This window comes from Shewanella sp. CAL98-MNA-CIBAN-0140 (genome assembly GCF_040309905.1).
Taxonomy (GTDB): domain Bacteria; phylum Pseudomonadota; class Gammaproteobacteria; order Enterobacterales; family Shewanellaceae; genus Shewanella; species Shewanella psychromarinicola.
The window spans coordinates 86,207-104,476 of sequence record NZ_JBEOPI010000008.1 but is presented as its reverse complement, the minus strand read 5'-3'; the positions used below and the strand labels follow the sequence as shown (position 1 = coordinate 104,476).

Genomic DNA, 18,270 nt, shown 5'->3' with positions numbered 1-18,270 from the left:
TACAAACAGATAATAGATAATAGATAATAGATAACAATATAGAAGCAGTACATTAATTTATAAAAACTAATAACTAAAAATCTAATAACTAAGAAACTAATATCTAAAAATCTAATATCTAATAAGCTAATAAGCTAATAACTAGAAATCTAATAAGCCAATTAGTTAATAAGTTAATAAGTTAATAAATAAGAAGAGTCCGAATTCAGATAATAACTGCGACACTCATAGACTAGGTTCGAAGAAGCCAACTACTGAAAGTGGTAGGCTTTATCTCGCCAAAGAAAAAAAGTATCACTATGAGTTATCAGCAGTTGACTGAGGGTAGAAGATATCAGTCCTTTTAGACCAAGGCATTTCAATTGCCTTGATTGCAAAAACCATCAATTGTCATCGCGCTACTGCCTATCGAGAACTAAAGCGTTGTAATGGCCAGTCGGGTTATTGTCCTGACCATGCTCAAGCCAATGCCTGTGATATGCGACATCATTCAGCCAAATATACGATACCCGAGACAAGGGTAAGCACTGTCCGTTTCCTATTAAAACATGACTGGGGTCCAGAGCCGATTTCACAAGTGTGGTCTGGAATGGACCAAGCCGTCAGTCATGAATGGATTTATCGGTTTGTGGCAAGGCATTAGCATCAAGGTGGCAAGCTATACCGTCATCTACGTCAAGGGTATAAACGCTATCGCAGAGGCAAAAAAGAGAAGGCTCCAGCGATTAAAAATGGCATGTCTATCGAATCTGTCGATACCCGCGACCGTTTCGGTGATTGGGAAATCGATACCGTATTAGGCAAGCATGGCACAGGTTCAATAGTGACGATACTGGAGCGGAAAACCCGTTTTTACTTGATAAAGAAAGTGGCCTCAAAATCTGCTGTGGATGTGACTAAAGCCACGATTGAATTATTCGTGCCGTACAAGCAGCATGTGCACACAATAACAGCCGATAATGGTCGCGAGTTTGCTCATCACCAAGCCATTGCCAAAGCGTTAGCCGCAGAGTTTTATTTCGCTCACCCATACAGCTCTTGGGAGCGTGGCGCCAATGAGAACGCCAATGGCCGGTTAAGAAATATGTAAAAAAAGGGATCGACTTGAGGACAGTAAGCGATGACATCATCTTGTTTGCGCAGAACAGGATTAACCATCGGCCCAAGAAATGTTTGAAGTTTAAGCCGTCAGCGGTTGTTTTTAAACAATTAGCGGCTTAATTTGCCGAGTGTCGCACTTCGGAGTTGAATTCGGGACTAATAAACTAATAAATAAGAAGGGTAATTCTATTAATCATTAAAAATATAAAAGCCACATATTAATTACTTAATATGTGGCTTATTAAACTAATATGAATTTAAATTAGTTTATCCTTTATGCTTGTCAAACTTGAAAGTATGACAGTTGCTGCATAATGGTTCTTTAGGTGTATGTTCACCATGGCACTCTTGGCAAGGTACTTCTTTACCATAGTGAAGATTGTTATGTGGGTTTTGCCACTTGTCTTCTTCACTTCTAGCCGTCTGCTTTGCTAAGTCATCAACATCATGACACTGCAAACAGGATTCATCAGATGGGAACTGCTTTATGCCATTGTCATGACAAGTTTTACAGTCATTACCGATTACGTCTTTGTGGTAGTCACGGATCTCTGCTGACTGTACTGATAAACTGGTTAGCCCAAGTAGTACCAGCCCAAGTATAATATTAAAGTTTTTCATTAATGATTCCTCTTGTTCACGGGTCTAGTTAAACTTTCATAAGACTTCTAGCGGCCGTCATGCCCATCACCATACATTCTGGGATAGAACAACTACCTAAACGGCTAACGCCATGAATACCACCGCAAACTTCACCCGCGGCATAAAGACCCGGAATAGACTTACCAGTAAAGCTATCTGCCACTTCGGCTTTAGTATTTACTTTTACACCACCTTGACAGTAATGTACTTTTGGCCATAAACGCACGACAGTAAAGGGTGCTTCAATATATTTGCCAGCCGCCTTAGTCATGTTTTTACCAAACTGCTTATCTTCGCCAGTTTTAACATAGCCGTTGTATTCAGCAATTTGTGCTTTTAAGCCAGCTAAAGGCACACCAAAGTGTGTTGCTAACTCTTCAACTGAATCAAACTTCCAACCGACATTGTATTTAATAACTTTTTCGGTATTTGGATGTGCTTTAGAATCTTTAAAACTGGTGATCAAAAGCGGTGGTACAGGATTGCCTTTTTCATCACGATTTTCTAATTCAGCATCGGCACGTGTTTTACGATCCGCAATTTCATTCATGAAACGCTTACCGGTTGTACGGCTAACCGCCATTGAATGAGGCAAGTTGAAGATAGAATAGTTAGACACATAACCAAAGCCACCTTCATCAGGTGAAGCCCAAGGGCCTGATTGGATATAAGCCAAATGCGTAGGGATAGCACCCAAACGGAACATTTCATACATGCCCTCGCCTGTTGCACCTGGTGCATTAGTACAACCAACGTCTGCCGTTAAGGTTGGATCTTGCGCCATACGTAAATCTACGTTTTGCGCAAAGCCACCAGTGGCCATAATCACACCACGTTTGGCGCGAATATTGAGAACTTTACCTGGTTGGTCTTCACCAAAGTGGTAATTGGTACGCATCTTAACACCAACAACTTCGCCTTTAGCACCGACGAGGAACCCTTCAAATTTTGAACGGTTGTGGGTATTAACCCCAATGCGTTTACATTCTTTAAACAATGGCTGGGTGATACCTGCTCCACAACTCACCGTAGTTTGGTAAGTACGTGCAACCGAATGACCGCCTAATTGTTGTAAGTACGGGTGGAATTCAGAACCTGCGTCTAACGTCATTTGCAACGCTTCAACCGCATGAGATGCAACATGACGTAATAAACCCTCATCAGCAACACCACGACCCGAGGCTAGTTGGTCATTGACCATTCTATCCACCGAATCTTTAACACCTTCTGTCTTTTGCATCGGTGTTCCAGGCGCGGCAAAAAGCCCACCATTAATAGCTGAGTTTCCGCCAAAATATGACATCTTCTCAAACATATGAATGTCTTTTGCACCTTTTCTAGTGGCTTCGATTGCGGCAGCTAAGCCCGCAAATCCAGAACCAATAATGACAATCTCAACTTCTTTGTCCCATTTTACACCATCAGCTTTCTCAGACACTGCCATTGCTGGTGCTACCATCGCTGCACCAGCAGCAATACCTAGACCTGCAATAAACTTACGGCGCCCTAATAGATCTATATTGCTCATAGGTTATCACCCCTTTTTGTAATTGACGGTTTATCATATCCTTGGAATTGATTCCAAAACGGGAACTATTGTTAATGTTTGGTGAAAAAAACTGCGGATGTGAACTAATCAATTGTAGGTAGGGCTTTTAGTAACATTTGTAACGGCACATAGATTTTGGACTGCAATCCAAACTGTGAAATCATCTTACTATCAGATTTTTAACACATTAACCTATAACATTATCGACTGAGGATAACCTTAACCTAAGTAACACTTTAGGACTATGTCGAGTGCTTATTCTATTGGCTTCAGAGAGGCGCTATCAACATATTGAGTCAAAACATGACGGTTTATCAAACGGTTTCCGCTTTATTAAAAGCCATCACCACAGCCTATCACGTAAGTCAAAATGGCCTTACACGGTATGCTACTGTTTAAGATTAGCCATCGTCGCCAGCGGATCCAATCAATCACCGCGGACTTTGCGTTACGGTGCTGTTTGCTCATTTAGGCCATTAAGATATAAATAACCTCATTCCAACATAATAAACGTTTATCAAATAGGACAAGTATTCTGCTTTGGGTCAATTTATCCCATCCCCAAAACCGAGTTGAGATTAAATAAATAACGCCTTTTTCGCCGCATCAACTTGTGCTGATGCGGCTTTAAAAAGACTATTTACCCCTGATTTCCCTCGCATAAATTACGCCCAGCGGCATAACAACTTGGCTGACGAGGACATACTGCGCCACGCGAGCAAATTAACTGCGCATCTTTTTTTATCCCGCGCTCAATCCAGTTAATATTGAGGATTTTAGCCACACTGTTGAGATCTTTTTGGATGTGTTTGGGGATAATGATTGAACCACCGCCCGCGGCACAAGCTTGTTTAAGATCGTAAGCAATCGACTGCGCATCTTTTCCTTGCGCCTCAATGGCTGGGTTTAAATCTATTCCAGCACATAGAACATGCGGATTACCCGCAGAGTCGTCGACCTTAATCGATTCACAGCAATAAATCCGCGGTTCATTGCCGACATTTAAAATCGATATTTGCGCAGAGGTGCCTTCTACCGGTTCGTTGATCATTCTAAACACAGCCCAATGCTGGCAAGGGTCTTCAACCAAGCGCATGTTACCCCAAGGCAGAGGGATACCATTACCGCGGTAAACCGCTTTTAACTTACCCGGCGCATAGGCATCAAAATAATGCCAATGTGGATAAGGTGACACCACCGTCATACGACGCATGGCGACAGAAGCGGATACCTGCAATTGTTTATGTACGCTAATCTCATAGCCATGACGGTCGAGTAACTGCCGATATGGCACTTTAGGACACAATAAGGCGCCGGCAAAAAAGCTTGATTCAAAATCGCGCCACGCATGCAAAATATCTTGTGCATTCAGAGTATTAGATTGTGGTATAAGCGCATCATCAAAGTCATCACGGCGACCCGACATCATCACACTCTTTAAGCCATCTTTATTGTGTAACACACAATGACCTATGTGCACCGCCAAATCATACTTCAACCTACTGGGTCTATTTTTCAGAATATTACTGATATAAATGGTACCGGGCGGTTCAAAAAATGACGTCACCAACTGCTTAGAACTTATGCCCATTTCGTTGATGACTTCTTTAGGAACACGGTCAATCCATTTAATTTTTAAGCCCATGCCTTTAGCAATATCAATAATATCTTCGGTGGCCAGCGGCATACGCTTTAAGCCGACTTCTTCGGCGGCGCGCTCTAAATCAGGGAAATGATTTTGATGATGTTCTTGGTGGGCGCGAATAAGCAAATGGGCAAATTGACGGCCACTGGTGCCGGTTTGCGACAACATTTCAGGGATAGCAATTTGTAAGATGTCATTAGAAAACAAAAAGCTTGGCTCAAGTGGCATACCACTGACTCCGCCTTTACTACCCTTTTCGGGGGTAATCGCTTCATCTTCTGGTACGTCATCAAGAAACCAGCCCACATCTTTCTGGAAAACAACCGCTATTACCGCCAGCATATCCGCGCTTGGTACCCGCTTCCCGCGCTCGATCATTGACAAATATGACACTGATGGCGAATTACTTGAGTCAACACGCACACAACGAGCAGACAAGTCTTCCATGGTTAAGTTGTTGCGCTTACGCAAGTTTCTTATCTTGGTGCCCAAAAAATGGGTCTTTCGCATTAAGCTTTTATCATTTCTCATTTTGTATAATTCACACTGTAAAATTTTTATTGTGAAATTGTTTGTAAAAATAGCATAGACTAAAAATCAAGCTGCTAACAGAGCTTAATGATAAACAATAATTAGAAAGGTTTTCTGACCTACAACAATACGAAGAGGAATAAGGCGATGAATATGTCTACTCAAGCAAGCAATACAGCCACCCAAAACCTTAACCGCTTCATTGGTGAGCAATTTGTGGCAACGACCAATCAACAGGATCGCAGCACAAACGCAAAAGACTTTTTGGATACACATTGTCCATTAGCCAATGGCTCACACCAAGACGTCAGCAGCTATGTTGTTTATTACAATCACTTATTGGCGTTTTTAAAAGATGGTTCACAGTGTGGTTTACAAAATCCATGTCAATTTGTTGCCTTGACGGGCCACAAAAGTGACCCCACCTCTGTGGTATTAAAAAATAACGATACCCATGTTGAGATTTGTTTCGACCGCCAAGGAAAAATGGGCACCACAGACCAAGCCAATATCGAAGATATTCAGGTTGCCATTCCAATTAAGAATTTGCCAACGCCATACAAGCAATGGATTAGCTTAATCCACACAGGCTGTCAGCCTACTGAAGGTAGCTGTAAGGTATTTACTGCTAAAGATGGTAGCGACTACGCACTACATCAGCGTTAATGGCTTATTGCGATAACACTGCGACCATTTAGCAAAAAAGGCTTGTCCCATTAATAATGCGACAAGCCTTTTTGTTGGGTAACCATTTTGCTGCGTAGCATCCCATAATGTCGGCACGCCTTTATGCCGTCATACTGAGATTATGGCCAAAAGAATCGTGATGCTTGCGAGATCTGGTTAGCAGGTTCCGTTGGCGTTGGATTTTCCAAGCTTTGAATTTGGGTCACCTTAAATTGCAGCGTTTGTTGGGTGCTATCACTCGCTCGGTTACTTAAGCGGCCACTGACGGTCAACGGATAATTTAGTTGTTCTGCCGGTTTTATCACAATCAAGCTGTCGGTGATTATTTGCAATGCTTGCCCTTGTGGATCCTTGCTGCTGATACTAATTTGATAGAAAGCCATTTGTTGAGTTTTATTGCGAATTTTAAGTTGATAGCTATTTTCAACCTTATCGACACCCACTTGACGATACAAGGTTTGACGGTCACGGATCACATTGAGCTCAATATCCTTTAAATTGCTTAAATCGCCAATAATCAGTGCAACCATGATCAATAATGCACTGGCGTAACCCAGAGATTTTAGCGATAACAGGCTGGCTTTGGGTTGTCCTTTTAAGGCATTTTCGCTGGTAAAGCTTATTAAATTGGGTGCATAGCCAAACTTTTCCATGGTCTGATTACAGGCATCAACACAGGCACCGCAGTTAATACATTCGTATTGTAAGCCGTTACGAATATCAATCCCAGTTGGGCAGACATCAACACACAAATTACAGTCTACACAGTCACCTAGCTCAGTTTTTTGTGAACGTTTACGGGGTCCACGAGACTCGCCTCGCTGCGCATCATAGCTCACCGTTTTAGTATTGGCGTCAAACATCACCGCTTGAAAACGCGAGTAAGGACAACAATGTAAACACATCATTTCACGCATCCAGCCGGCATTTACATAAGTGCATATGGCAAAAAACCACACCCAGGTGCCAGTCCAAAAACCACTACTCATGCTAAAAATATCAACATACAACTCGCGTGCAGGCATAAAGTATCCGATAAACCCGCAGCCAGTTAGCAAGGCGAACACTATCCACACCCCATGCTTCGTCACTCGTTTACGCACTTTACTTAATGACCATGGGGCTTTATCTAACGCCTCACGATGATGGTGATTGCCCTCTATTTTGGCTTCAACCCACATGTAAATAAAGGTCCACGCGGTTTGCGGGCACAAAAAGCCACACCACACTCGGCCCCAGTAAACCGTGACAAAAAATAATGCAAAAGCAGCGGCCATAAAAAACCACGCTAATACGGTAAAATCTTGTGGCCATAGGGTGATATTGAAGAAAAAGAATTGCTGTTCGGTGACATCAAACAGAATGGCTTGTCGGCCTTGGTAGTTGATAAATGGGATCAGGAAAAAAATCGCAATCAGTAAAGTATTGCTGTGCTGACGCAGCCGTTGAAATACGCCCTTCTGTTCTCGAACCTGAATTTTTGTCGACGGCGTAGCAATTTGCACCACTGGGATCCGCTGTGAAACGGCAGCGTTATCAACTGGCACTGTCGCTGCCGGAGTTTGAGATGATGATTTGGGCATAAATGTATTCCTATAACACAATATTGCCCTGTTATAGCAAAGATTAAGCCAACTTAAACATTGATATAATCACTTGATTTTAAACAATTAAAATAAAAAATTATAAAATAATGTCACGACATATCACTTTTTACGTGATATATCGTGACCCAGTAAAACCAATGATAAAAATTAGCGCGTAATGGCTAACTTTTTCATCCGAGATCGTAAGGTACTCGCCGGCATATCTAGCATTGCAGCAGCGCCATACGGACCAGAAATACGCCAATGGCTAGCATTTAAAACCGCAATAATATGCGCAGCTTCGGCTTGTGCCATGGTTAACGTGCTGGTAGCTAATGGAGTGGCAACCACTAAAGGTAAAGTATTAAACAGTAAATGGCCGCTTTGCGACAAAATCATTTCTCGCTCAATCAGGTTTTGCAACTCTCGCACGTTACCAGGCCAAGCATATTGTTGTAAATTCTTCAGCCCTTTGGCGCTCACTTTAGTGATTTTTTTACCGAGTTTTTTACTCATTGATTCGACTAAATCACTGACCAATGGTGGAATATCTTCGCGGCGTTCTCGTAAAGGAGGCACGGTAATTGGAAATACGTTCAAGCGGTAATATAAGTCCATGCGAAACAAGCCTTGCTCTACTCGCGCGGCTAAATCGTGATGAGTAGCAGCAACTAAGCGAATATTGACCTTAATGGTTTCACTACTGCCAACGCGCTCGAAGCTTTGCTCTTGGATCACCCGCAACAATTTAGATTGTGCCGATAAACTCAGCTCGGCAATTTCATCTAAAAACAAGGTGCCATTATGGGCTAATTCAAATCGGCCTTTGCGACGCGCTGTGGCGCCAGTAAATGCGCCTTTTTCATGACCAAACAACTCACTTTCTAGCAATGCCGTCGAAAATGCGGCGCAGTTTACACTTACCATAGGTTGGTCTTTGCGATGGCTTAATCGGTGTAAGTTACGCGCAACTAGCTCTTTGCCAGTGCCGTTTTCACCACAGATTAAGACCGTACTGTCGGTATTAGCGACCAAGTGGATCTGTTGCATGAGCTGATTGATAGGTTGGCTGTTACCCGATATTCCTGACGCGCCTTGCTGGCCTTGTAGCTCAGTGAGTAAGTATTGATTTTCTGATGCTAACCGTTCTGACAAGGCCTGCACTTGTGCCAAGGCTTGTCTTAACGATTGCTCGGTATGTTTTTGCATACTCACATCACGAAATATCGCAATAACACCGACGAGTTGTTGCTGATCATATACTGGGGTTGAGCTGTAATACACCGGAAAGCTGCTGCCATCTTTACGCCAAAATACATCTTCGTTCACTTGCCGAGGGATGGCATCATGTAAGGTACGATAAATGGGGCAGTCATGTTGAGGATAATGACTACCATCGGCATGACTATGATGATGGCAGTCGTGAATATTTCTGCCAATTAATTCGGCACTTTTCCAGCCCGTCATTTGCTCTGCTGCGGGATTAATAAATACTGCATTACCCGCTAAATCAAAACCATATACGCCCTCTGTCATGGCATTAAGCAACAGAGTATTTTCAGGAAGAAAATGCTCGGAGCCACTATACTCAGTGGTTGTAGAGTCAGTCATAGTCAATCTTAAGGTTACTAATGCATGGACTCATTATAACCATCGTAAAATATAAGTCGCGAAATATCGCGGCTTATATTCCCATAACAATAATCACTTGTTATCGTGATATCCATGACTCATCCAGATAATAACAATCTCATTTTTTAACAAAAATCCTTCACCACCAGTAAAGTAATGAGCTGATTTAAGCACTTTTTACGTTAACGTCGTACTTAATAACATTGTAACTTGACGTCGTATCTCAACGTCGTCAGCTCACAAGCCTAGCAGCCTCTGTCGTTAATACTAATTAGTGATGATCTGTGACTTTTGCGTTTGTGTCATATCGATCATCATCTGGCTGGCGATTGAAAAAATACAGTAACCTAAAAAATAATAGAAACCGATTTCAAACTGGGACTGAGTCTTGAGCGTGTCACCCATGCCGGCTGACGCATTACCTGCCATGTAAGCCACAATAATGGCTACGACAAATACATCGGCCATAGACCACTTGCCGATAACACTTATCATTGTTCGAAGCCGTTGTTTTATTGAAGGTGCCACTGGCAGCAGTAAAATTAGCATGGTGATTAACTTAATGGTAGGGATCACAATACTGAATAACCCGACTAATATGGCAACGACAAAGTTATGTGATTGATATAGTGCCGTAATGATATCGATGATACTGCGGCTATTACGAAAGACCTCTACCTCACCTTGAAGCGTATCCAACCCAAACAGACTCGCAGCGACATCTAAGATCCCGCGGGTATTAGCACGAGAATCTTCTGTTAGATCTTGGGTTAACATATCTTTGCCCGTATCGACTAACTGTGATTTTTCAATAGTGCCCGTCATCGTTAGCATGGGCTCTGTCACTCCTGGGATCAGCAGGATTAACGATATGAGTACTAAACTGATGGATAGATACACTTTCATGGATACCTCGAGTGATAATTTTTGATAGCGATGAGCCAGCATAGTGAAACAAATTGTCGTATTTTGCCGTGAAGATGATAACGTGTTTGCGATCTTTGTAGGTTATGATGCCGTATTGGTCATGTTATTAACCATTACGACACTCTTAATAATGAGACAAATACATGCAAATGATCCAATTTACGACATGTTTGCTCTGGTTAAGTTATGTTTTTTCAGCCCCCCTCACTGCGGCGACCTTAACGGTCAATGTTAACGATACTCAAGGCAATAGGCTCAGCGATAGCGTGATAGAGCTGATCCCCACCACGCCTCCTGAAGCAAGAGTATCGACCTTAGCACATTATGAAATGCGTCAACAAAATAGAATATTCTCCCCTTTTGTCTTGGCTGTGCCACAAGGAGCAAAAGTTGATTTTGCTAATTTAGATCGCACTCGGCACCATGTTTACTCATTTTCTGACGCTAAACAATTTGAACTAAAATTGTCTGCTGGCGCTACCGAGGATCCTATCGTCTTTAATAACGCGGGATTAGTTGCCATCGGCTGTAATATCCATGACGATATGCAGGCATTTATTTACGTCTCAAAAAGTGCTTATTTCTCGGTAAGTAATGAAGCGGGTCAAATGCAGTTAACTGATTTACCTACCGGTGAATATCAAGTCAATATCTGGCATCCTTGGCAAGTTAACATTCAGCAACCGACTTCACTCACCCTTAATGATGGTGACCATAAATTAACAATTCGCATCAATATTGACCACCAAGATAAACCATCGTCGCCACCTAGCGGCTTTGTTACTGACCATTATCCAAGCGATACCACGGGACAACATGCCAACTAGTTTTCGCAACCGACTAATTATTGCCTTCCTGTTTATTTTAACCCTAACGCAGTTAACCACTGCAGTGTTTGTGTTAAGTGCAACTCAACGTGATTATCGTCAGCAACAAACTCAAAATCTTAAGATTGGATCAAATGTTTTTGTTGATATGCTGTCTAACCGGAGCGAGCAGCTTAACCAAAGTTTGTCACTGCTCAGTGCTGATTTTGATTTTAAACGCGCGGTAGCCACTGGTGAGCAAGACACAATATCTTCCGTTTTATCTAACCATGGCAGACGCATTAATGCCGACGCAGCTATTTTGCTATCGCCGCAGGGAAAATTACTGTCATCAAGCTTGCAAGGTCTGACTAAATTTAATGTCGATGAGCTATTTGCATTAACCAAAAACCGCTCAACGACTTTCGACATTGTTAATTATGACCACAGCAGCTACCAATTTGTATTGCAGCCAGTCAAAGCGCCGACATTAATCGCTTGGGTTGGCATGGGTTTTTCGATGGATAAAAACCTCGCTGACCAAGCCAAAGCCATTACTGGAATTGATAGCAGTTTTATCAACCAGTCAGCCGGCAGAATTAACATCGTCTCGACCCTACCTGAAGCTCAGCAACAAGATGTTTTAACGCGTATTAGCCAGCTTGCAAAAACGGTTGATGAGGTCAGTGATGACATATTATCAGGCTACCTATCCACCACCATTGCGTTAGATAACAATAGCGGTCATCAATTAGCGCTGTTACATCTGTCAAATGCTAAGTGGCAGCAAAATTACGATGCCCTGCGTAATAACATGCTAATCGTGTTTGCGATAACCTGTTTATTGGCGTTTATGATTGCAGCTTGGTTTGCTGGAGGGTTAACTAAACCTATTTATGCGTTAGTTAATTTTGCCAGAAAAGTCGGTCAAGGCGAGGATCCTCGCCCCATTGAAGTTGCCCCGGCTGAATTACAAGTGTTAGCCAACACCTTATCGATAATGCGTAAAAATATTGAGTCGCGCGAAAACGATTTAGTTTATCAATCACAGCACGATAATCTCACCGGTTTATATAATCGCGTGGCCGCTAAACAACAACTCAGCCTACTGCTCAGTAAAATGCATGGCAGTTTAGTCATGATAGACATTAAAAACTTTCGTCACTTAAACAACATCATTGGGTTCGCTAATGCCGACGATCTGCTGGTGTTGTTTGCCAGTCGCTTAGAAAGCTTATCCCCTAACGCTCAGTTAATATCGCGCTTAGATGGCGACTCTTTTTTGTTGCTATTCCAACCGAGTATTCCTCTTGAAAAGCTTGATAACTATTTACGTCAATTAACCAACCCGTTTGCGATTCAGGGGTCAAAAATAAGTGTCAATGTGCGGGTAGGGATTGTTGATTTATCCAGTGACTATGACAGTAATGATATTGATACTTTAATTCGCCATGCCGAAATTGCATTAAACCAAGCTCGAGTTGAATCACTAGGCATTGCAACATATCAACAAGGTGAGGATGAACGCTATCTGCGTGAGTTAATGATCATCCGTGATTTACCGATTGCATTAACCCAAGGACAACTGCATTTGGTTTTTCAACCTAAAGTGGATATTCAGACCAATCATTGCCATAGTGCGGAAACCCTGATCCGCTGGCATCACCCTGAATTGGGATTTATCCCGCCTGATGAGTTCATTCGCTTAGCCGAAAATTCAGGTAATATCTCGATGATCAGCGACTGGGTGCTAACGACCACCATTAAACAGCTAGCCCTATGGCAGCAACAAGGTATTTCACTCACGGTGGCGATTAATTTATCAGCCCACGATCTCACTAATCCTCAGCTACCACTGGACATTGAACAGTTACTTATAAGCAATAACTTACCCATTACCGCCCTGTCGATAGAGATAACTGAAGGCGCTGTGATGAAAGATGCACAAACGGTGATTGCCGTTCTACAGCAATTTAGAAATATCGGTTTGGCGATTGCCATCGACGACTTTGGCACTGGACACTCTTCATTAGCCTACTTAAAGTTACTCCCCGTTAATGAAGTAAAAATCGATCGCAGTTTTATCAAAGATATTCATACTGATGCAACGGACTTAATGATTGTCGACACCAGCATTAGACTGATTAAGGGACTTAATTTATCCGTCGTAGCTGAAGGCGTTGAATCTGTAGAAGGGATCAATATTCTGCGCGAACTTAATTGCGATATAATTCAAGGTTATGTGTATTCTAAGCCGCTAAAAGCAGATGATTTTATTGTGTGGTTCCAACAGTTTAATCAATCCAATATTCACCATCCCAGTAAGGATACGCTGCGCTAATGTACCAATTAATATGCATTGTGTTATCGGTGCTATTAAGCCTCATAGCCACTTCTGCTTAAGCTGACACGAGCAAAATAATCGCTACTGGCGGCGCGACAACCATTGAAGGTAGTGCTGGGGTGAATAGTTCCTTGGGCAGTCATTAATGGCTATGCAAGCTCGGAAGAATTTTAATTGAAGCACTCAAACAACAGCATATCCCTTTAGCCACACGTCATGGGTTACTTGCTAAGTTAGCACCAATGTATCAACAGATTATCGATCATTAATCGTGTCTAACACCGTTTGATATAACATAGTTGGAGTATGCTGACTTTTACCTATTTACCCCATCCCTTAAACTGAGTGAGGCTTATATTGATTAGTAAAATGGGCTAGGATCAACATCGAGCATACTTGGCGATACACCTCGCTCAATATGTAATTCCGATTTAAATAGGTCAACCATGGTCACGTCGGTATAGCGCTTATACTTAATTGAATAAAAACACTTCACGATAGGATGCAACGCATCACGTCCCTTTGAGTCCCATACAATTCCAATACGGTGATCCGATAACTGAACTAATGAACCAACAGGATAAATACCCACGCAACGAATAAACTCATATACGAGCTTTTGATCAAGATGAAATGGCGTCAGGCTGATCATAATTTTAAATGCCGCCGCTGGGCTCATGGCCTCTTTGTAACAGCGAGTCGCAGTTAACGCATCAAAAATATCAACAATACAACTCATGCGTCCATGTTGAGGAAGTTGCTCGTCCTTAAGACCATTAGGATAGCCACGACCATCGAGTTTTTCATGGTGCATTAAGCACACATCTTTGCTGACCTGTGATAGTCCTTTTGTTTCATTCATGATTTCAATTGCATAGAATTGATGCAATTTAATGTGCTCAAATTCTTCCGGGGTTAACTTACCAGGCTTGTGCAATATTTCGTTATCGACTTTAATTTTGCCAATATCATGTAAAATACCGCCCACCGCCATTTGCTTGAGCAGTTCACGATCAAGGTTAAGGTGTTTGCCGAAGGTCACCAGTAAAAAGGCCACATTAATAGAATGTTCAAATAAATAAGCATCTTTGGTGCGCAAAGCAGAAATACATTTAAAGGCATCTGCATCCCCCATAACCGACTCAATCATTTTATCGGCGACAGCTTCAAATTCACCCACTTCGATGGCTTTACCACCGAAGGTTTCAGACATCACCTTTTTAATTAATCCTTTTGCTTCAGCAAGTAGCTTTTTAGCCTGCGCTTGCTGACCATCTCGAGTTGCCGTCGCTTTACGCATCAATGGACGAATAGCTGAACTCGATCGATTGGATTTTTTTAACCCGCAGGTATCAGATGATCGCTCAATATCCACCCACACAAACGCAATACTATTTTTTTTCAGTTTTAAAATTGCATCACGATGTTTGATTTGTCCGGGGTTACTAATAGCTACTTTGCTATACTGATGATCTATCGCCGAAACAAACATGCCTAAAGCAAGTTTATCGATAGGGATTTTGATGACATTGCTTGATTCAACAGAATCATTCATTGTGCAAATTACTCCGGGAGGGAAAACTAAAAAGACGGCATCTTGATCACCTGACTACTGTTAGTATTTTGAACTATTTTACTGCATTCGCCTATTCATTTTGTGCCACTATTATCATTTCGTCACATAATTTATTATCAAACCTTTACACATCACTCAATGAATAGATGATTGTTTTATAGACATAATAATAAAAAGGGCACTTATGTCAGCGAGGATATATCTAAAGAGATAAGCGCTACATAAAGTAAAGCCAGAGTATCTTATCAACGGAATAAGCCACTAATATGCCATTATCGGCGGTTATTGATATTATATTAGCAATTAAGATCACACGATTTAACCTTGCTAATTGACACTATTTCATCACTTTATTACCGTATAGTCTGTTGCTGTTATACGTGAGGTATTTCTTTTTGGGCCACTTCTTTTCATCACAATTCAGTGAACTGATCACTAAGCTGAAACAGCTTAGTAAAGTGCCTGCTCGCGAATCCATAATTCAACTTTCGGTAGAAGCCCCTGCATTGCCTTTATTGTCTTGGTTAGCAGCACAAAACCAATACCCCAAAATATATTGGCATGGCAGAGATAGAGACGAAGATATCGCCGCTATTGGATCATGTAAAAGTTTCTTTTTTAAAGACCAAGTTGACGATAATGACCTGGCAAAAATTTATCAACAACAGCGTAATAAAACCAGCCAACAAGACATTCGTTATTATGGCGGCCTGGCTTTTGACCGCACAGTAGAATGCTGGCCAGAATTTGGTCGCGCACACTTTATTTTACCGCGTATTGAGTTGCGCCGAAATAGTCGTACTCTCAAGATCCTCGTTAACCTAAACTTTGATGGCGTTGATCCCGACCAAGAAATTCAAGCGGCTATCGATGCCATTGAACGAGTACAAAAACCACAGCCTTTATCTCCACCCAATAAAATGAGCTTAATGGGTCGCAGTGATTTACCCAATTTTGAACGCTGGAAAGAGTTAGTAGAGCAAGTCACTCAGGCTAATTTTAATCGCTCAACGCCTAAAGTGGTACTCTCTCGTCATACCCAAATTGATGTGAACGACGATATCGATCCTTGGACAGTACTGGCTTGCTGGCAAGGTCGCAATCCCAACAGTTTTCAATTTGGATTCCAATTTAGCCCTGAGCGCGCGTTTATTTCCTGTTCACCAGAACGCTTGTATTTACGTCGCCAACAAGAATTGTTTACCGAAGCGCTTGCGGGTACCACGGTACGGGGACTCAATCCTGAAGAAGATAATTCTCTGGCACAAGCATTATTAGATGACTCTAAAAACAGTCATGAAAATCAGCTTGTTAGAAAGCACATCGTTGATGCGCTCACCCCATTAAGTCAGTATATAGGTGCCGACGAGAAGCCTAAAATTTTTAAACTGGATCATATTCAACATTTACATCGCTCGATCAGGGCACAGCTAAGGCCTGGGGTAAACGATTTTGAATTACTGCGCGCGTTACATCCCACTCCTGCTGTCGGCGGCTTACCACGCAATGCCGCATTGAACTTTATTCGTCAAAGAGAAGGTTATGCTAGAGGCTGGTATGCTGGGGCTTGTGGCTATTTAAATCACCATGAATCAGAATTTTCAGTTGCGATTAGAAGTGCACTCATCGAGCCTAGAAGGATCAATTTATTTGCCGGAGCAGGCATAGTCGCCGGCTCAGATCCTGAGGCGGAATGGCAAGAACTGGAAAATAAATTAGCCACTGTACTGTCTATTTTGATCGACTTTTAATATCCCTCAGCTTACTGATGCTTATCTCATTAACCGCAACTTGGGTTTATAGATGAGATAAGTAAGCTAACATTAAAATATGTCACCTCTTTAAGTCACATTTGACATGTGTTTTGCTAATAAGGCGCCTTCACCAGTTAATAGCGGTGTTAATAGCTGCGTCATTAGCCGGTCTGTTGCAAGTCAATTCCACATCGTTAGCAGAACAAAGAGCTTGTTGGTAAGCGCTTATGATCTCGAGTTGAGGTGACTTAACCTCGACGATATCTTTCGCTTGTGCAAAGCCCATGCTATTATCCTGCCCCCGTGGCTGCTAACACTTATGTATTGCCTTGAAAAGGGTGGACTAACAGGTGAATTTAACGCCAGCACTGCCAATAAACTAAAATAATAATATTCTCTATAACAGACATTAGCTTATCTGTTTAACGGTGGCTAAATAGCCTCGTTAGCACAGGCCAAGACTGTTAACCAAATTAATAGCGGGTTCCCTCACCCCGCGCTAACCCAATTAAAAAGGCCACAATATGTTGACGTTAACCCAGGCGAAATATCGCCGAGCACTGATGTTATTAGTCAGTTTTCACATCTTAATTATTTGCGCAAGTAACTACCTCGTTCAACTGCCATTTCAGCTATTTAGCTACCACACCACTTGGGGTGCGTTTAGCTTTCCATTTGTATACTTAGCAACCGACTTAACCGTTAGAATTTTTGGTCAGCGAGCCGCAAGAGGCATTATCGTCAAAGCCATGATACCGGCACTCGTGGTGTCGTATTTAGTGGGAGTATTGTTTCATCAAGGCCAATTACAATCATTTTCGGCTTTAGCAGAATGGAATAATTTCGTGTTTCGTATCGCTTTTGCCAGCTTTGTGGCTTACTTAATTGGCCAGTTAATGGACATCACAGTATTTGCTAAATTACGTCAAGCCAAAGCGTGGTGGGTCGCACCAGCGGCATCGACGCTAATCGGTAATTTAGTGGATACCTTAGTGTTCTTTAGCATAGCGTTTTATGCCTCGAATGATCCCTTTATGGCAACTCATTGGCCAGAAATTGCCACTGTCGACTACGTCTTTAAGCTTATAGTGAGCCTAGGTTTGTTTTTACCGGCATATGGCGTGTTATTAAAAGTACTGCAAGACAAGATTTTACTTAATGCAGCCACCAATAATGACAATGTTGTTATCCAAGTATCCAAATAATCATCATGACTCTTTAATGATGGCGAGATGAGTACAAGCAACTGTCGGCTTCAATAGCTGGGCCGGCGGTGTGCTTTACTCATTCAACGTTTACCACACTTGCGACAGATGCAATGACGCCGATTGTTATCTGGACTCCCCGTCAAAGAATACCTTAGGTTATCTGAAGCCGATTGACACTCATATTCGCCCTACACCTCAGGAATGAGCTAGTGCTAGTTAGGTTAATGATAAGAGTAAACCACAAAAGTCCACATTCTCTTTGAAGCGAGAACAACCTTTAAG

General features: G+C 42.1%; 12 protein-coding genes and 1 pseudogene. 6 read left to right on the top strand and 7 right to left on the bottom strand.

From position 1 onward, the window contains the following. The first annotated feature begins 299 nt into the window (after positions 1 to 299). A pseudogene (locus AAEY93_RS06220) lies at positions 300 to 1,221 on the top strand (IS30 family transposase). A gap of 147 nt (positions 1,222 to 1,368) precedes the next feature. Here the strand turns inward: AAEY93_RS06220 and ardB are convergent. The 3 genes from ardB to AAEY93_RS06205 form a co-directional block, all read right to left on the bottom strand. Beyond that, positions 1,369 to 1,722, bottom strand: coding sequence for an acrylate reductase cytochrome subunit ArdB (ardB, locus tag AAEY93_RS06215; protein ID WP_124012830.1), 354 nt, complete (start codon positions 1,720 to 1,722; stop codon positions 1,369 to 1,371). 28 nt (positions 1,723 to 1,750) lie between these two features. Then, positions 1,751 to 3,271 (bottom strand): acrylate reductase flavoprotein subunit ArdA, encoded by a 1,521-nt coding sequence (gene ardA, locus AAEY93_RS06210; RefSeq protein WP_124012831.1) that lies wholly within the window; start codon positions 3,269 to 3,271, stop codon positions 1,751 to 1,753. Positions 3,272 to 3,932: 661 nt separating this feature from the next. Beyond that, positions 3,933 to 5,468, bottom strand: coding sequence for a DUF3612 domain-containing protein (locus AAEY93_RS06205; RefSeq protein WP_101033320.1), 1,536 nt, complete (start codon positions 5,466 to 5,468; stop codon positions 3,933 to 3,935). 153 nt (positions 5,469 to 5,621) lie between these two features. Between AAEY93_RS06205 and AAEY93_RS06200 the strand changes: the two genes are divergently transcribed. Beyond that, positions 5,622 to 6,134 carry an aldolase/citrate lyase/malate synthase family protein gene (locus AAEY93_RS06200; RefSeq protein ID WP_157822232.1) on the top strand — a complete coding sequence of 171 codons (513 nt, stop codon included), beginning with the start codon at positions 5,622 to 5,624 and terminating at the stop codon, positions 6,132 to 6,134. 140 nt (positions 6,135 to 6,274) lie between these two features. On the opposite strand, the gene ccoG is transcribed toward AAEY93_RS06200, so the two are convergent. From ccoG to AAEY93_RS06185, 3 genes are all read right to left on the bottom strand, one after another. Continuing rightward, positions 6,275 to 7,738: a cytochrome c oxidase accessory protein CcoG gene (ccoG, locus tag AAEY93_RS06195; RefSeq protein WP_351075442.1), complete on the bottom strand. Its 1,464-nt coding sequence runs from the start codon at positions 7,736 to 7,738 to the stop codon at positions 6,275 to 6,277. A 171-nt stretch (positions 7,739 to 7,909) separates the two neighbouring features. Continuing rightward, positions 7,910 to 9,352, bottom strand: a complete 1,443-nt coding sequence (locus AAEY93_RS06190; RefSeq protein ID WP_124012833.1) for a sigma-54 interaction domain-containing protein — start codon at positions 9,350 to 9,352, stop codon at positions 7,910 to 7,912. Between the two features lie 288 nt (positions 9,353 to 9,640). Continuing rightward, complete coding sequence (locus tag AAEY93_RS06185) at positions 9,641 to 10,279, bottom strand: paraquat-inducible protein A (protein ID WP_164839417.1); 639 nt, start codon at positions 10,277 to 10,279, stop codon at positions 9,641 to 9,643. A gap of 164 nt (positions 10,280 to 10,443) precedes the next feature. On the opposite strand from AAEY93_RS06185, the gene AAEY93_RS06180 reads away from it, so the two are divergent. After that, a complete protein-coding gene (locus AAEY93_RS06180; protein ID WP_124012834.1) occupies positions 10,444 to 11,127 on the top strand; it encodes a cupredoxin domain-containing protein in 684 nt (227 codons plus the stop codon). Further along, a complete protein-coding gene (locus tag AAEY93_RS06175; protein WP_124012835.1) occupies positions 11,117 to 13,447 on the top strand; it encodes a putative bifunctional diguanylate cyclase/phosphodiesterase in 2,331 nt (776 codons plus the stop codon). The genes AAEY93_RS06180 and AAEY93_RS06175 overlap by 11 nt, the downstream gene beginning before the upstream one ends. Before the next feature lie 364 nt (positions 13,448 to 13,811). Here AAEY93_RS06175 and AAEY93_RS06170 read toward each other — a convergent pair whose 3' ends face one another. Further along, complete coding sequence (locus AAEY93_RS06170) at positions 13,812 to 15,005, bottom strand: cyclic di-GMP phosphodiesterase (RefSeq protein ID WP_124012836.1); 1,194 nt, start codon at positions 15,003 to 15,005, stop codon at positions 13,812 to 13,814. A 416-nt stretch (positions 15,006 to 15,421) separates the two neighbouring features. On the opposite strand from AAEY93_RS06170, the gene AAEY93_RS06165 reads away from it, so the two are divergent. Both AAEY93_RS06165 and AAEY93_RS06160 read left to right on the top strand, forming a co-directional pair. Continuing rightward, a complete protein-coding gene (locus AAEY93_RS06165) occupies positions 15,422 to 16,777 on the top strand; it encodes an isochorismate synthase (RefSeq protein ID WP_164839418.1) in 1,356 nt (451 codons plus the stop codon). A gap of 527 nt (positions 16,778 to 17,304) precedes the next feature. Next, positions 17,305 to 17,985, top strand: a complete 681-nt coding sequence (locus AAEY93_RS06160) for a 7-cyano-7-deazaguanine/7-aminomethyl-7-deazaguanine transporter (RefSeq protein WP_101033329.1) — start codon at positions 17,305 to 17,307, stop codon at positions 17,983 to 17,985. Positions 17,986 to 18,270 lie beyond the last annotated feature (285 nt).

What these genes read in the sequence shown, in the direction of transcription:
- ardB (WP_124012830.1), bottom strand. Translation starts at nt 1,722, where the DNA reads ATGAAAAACTTTAATATTATACTTGGGCTGGTACTACTTGGGCTAACC.
- ardA (WP_124012831.1), bottom strand. Translation starts at nt 3,271, where the DNA reads ATGAGCAATATAGATCTATTAGGGCGCCGTAAGTTTATTGCAGGTCTA.
- AAEY93_RS06205 (WP_101033320.1), bottom strand. Translation starts at nt 5,468, where the DNA reads ATGAGAAATGATAAAAGCTTAATGCGAAAGACCCATTTTTTGGGCACC.
- AAEY93_RS06200 (WP_157822232.1), top strand. Translation starts at nt 5,622, where the DNA reads ATGTCTACTCAAGCAAGCAATACAGCCACCCAAAACCTTAACCGCTTC.
- ccoG (WP_351075442.1), bottom strand. Translation starts at nt 7,738, where the DNA reads ATGCCCAAATCATCATCTCAAACTCCGGCAGCGACAGTGCCAGTTGAT.
- AAEY93_RS06190 (WP_124012833.1), bottom strand. Translation starts at nt 9,352, where the DNA reads ATGACTGACTCTACAACCACTGAGTATAGTGGCTCCGAGCATTTTCTT.
- AAEY93_RS06185 (WP_164839417.1), bottom strand. Translation starts at nt 10,279, where the DNA reads ATGAAAGTGTATCTATCCATCAGTTTAGTACTCATATCGTTAATCCTG.
- AAEY93_RS06180 (WP_124012834.1), top strand. Translation starts at nt 10,444, where the DNA reads ATGCAAATGATCCAATTTACGACATGTTTGCTCTGGTTAAGTTATGTT.
- AAEY93_RS06175 (WP_124012835.1), top strand. Translation starts at nt 11,117, where the DNA reads ATGCCAACTAGTTTTCGCAACCGACTAATTATTGCCTTCCTGTTTATT.
- AAEY93_RS06170 (WP_124012836.1), bottom strand. Translation starts at nt 15,005, where the DNA reads ATGAATGATTCTGTTGAATCAAGCAATGTCATCAAAATCCCTATCGAT.
- AAEY93_RS06160 (WP_101033329.1), top strand. Translation starts at nt 17,305, where the DNA reads ATGTTGACGTTAACCCAGGCGAAATATCGCCGAGCACTGATGTTATTA.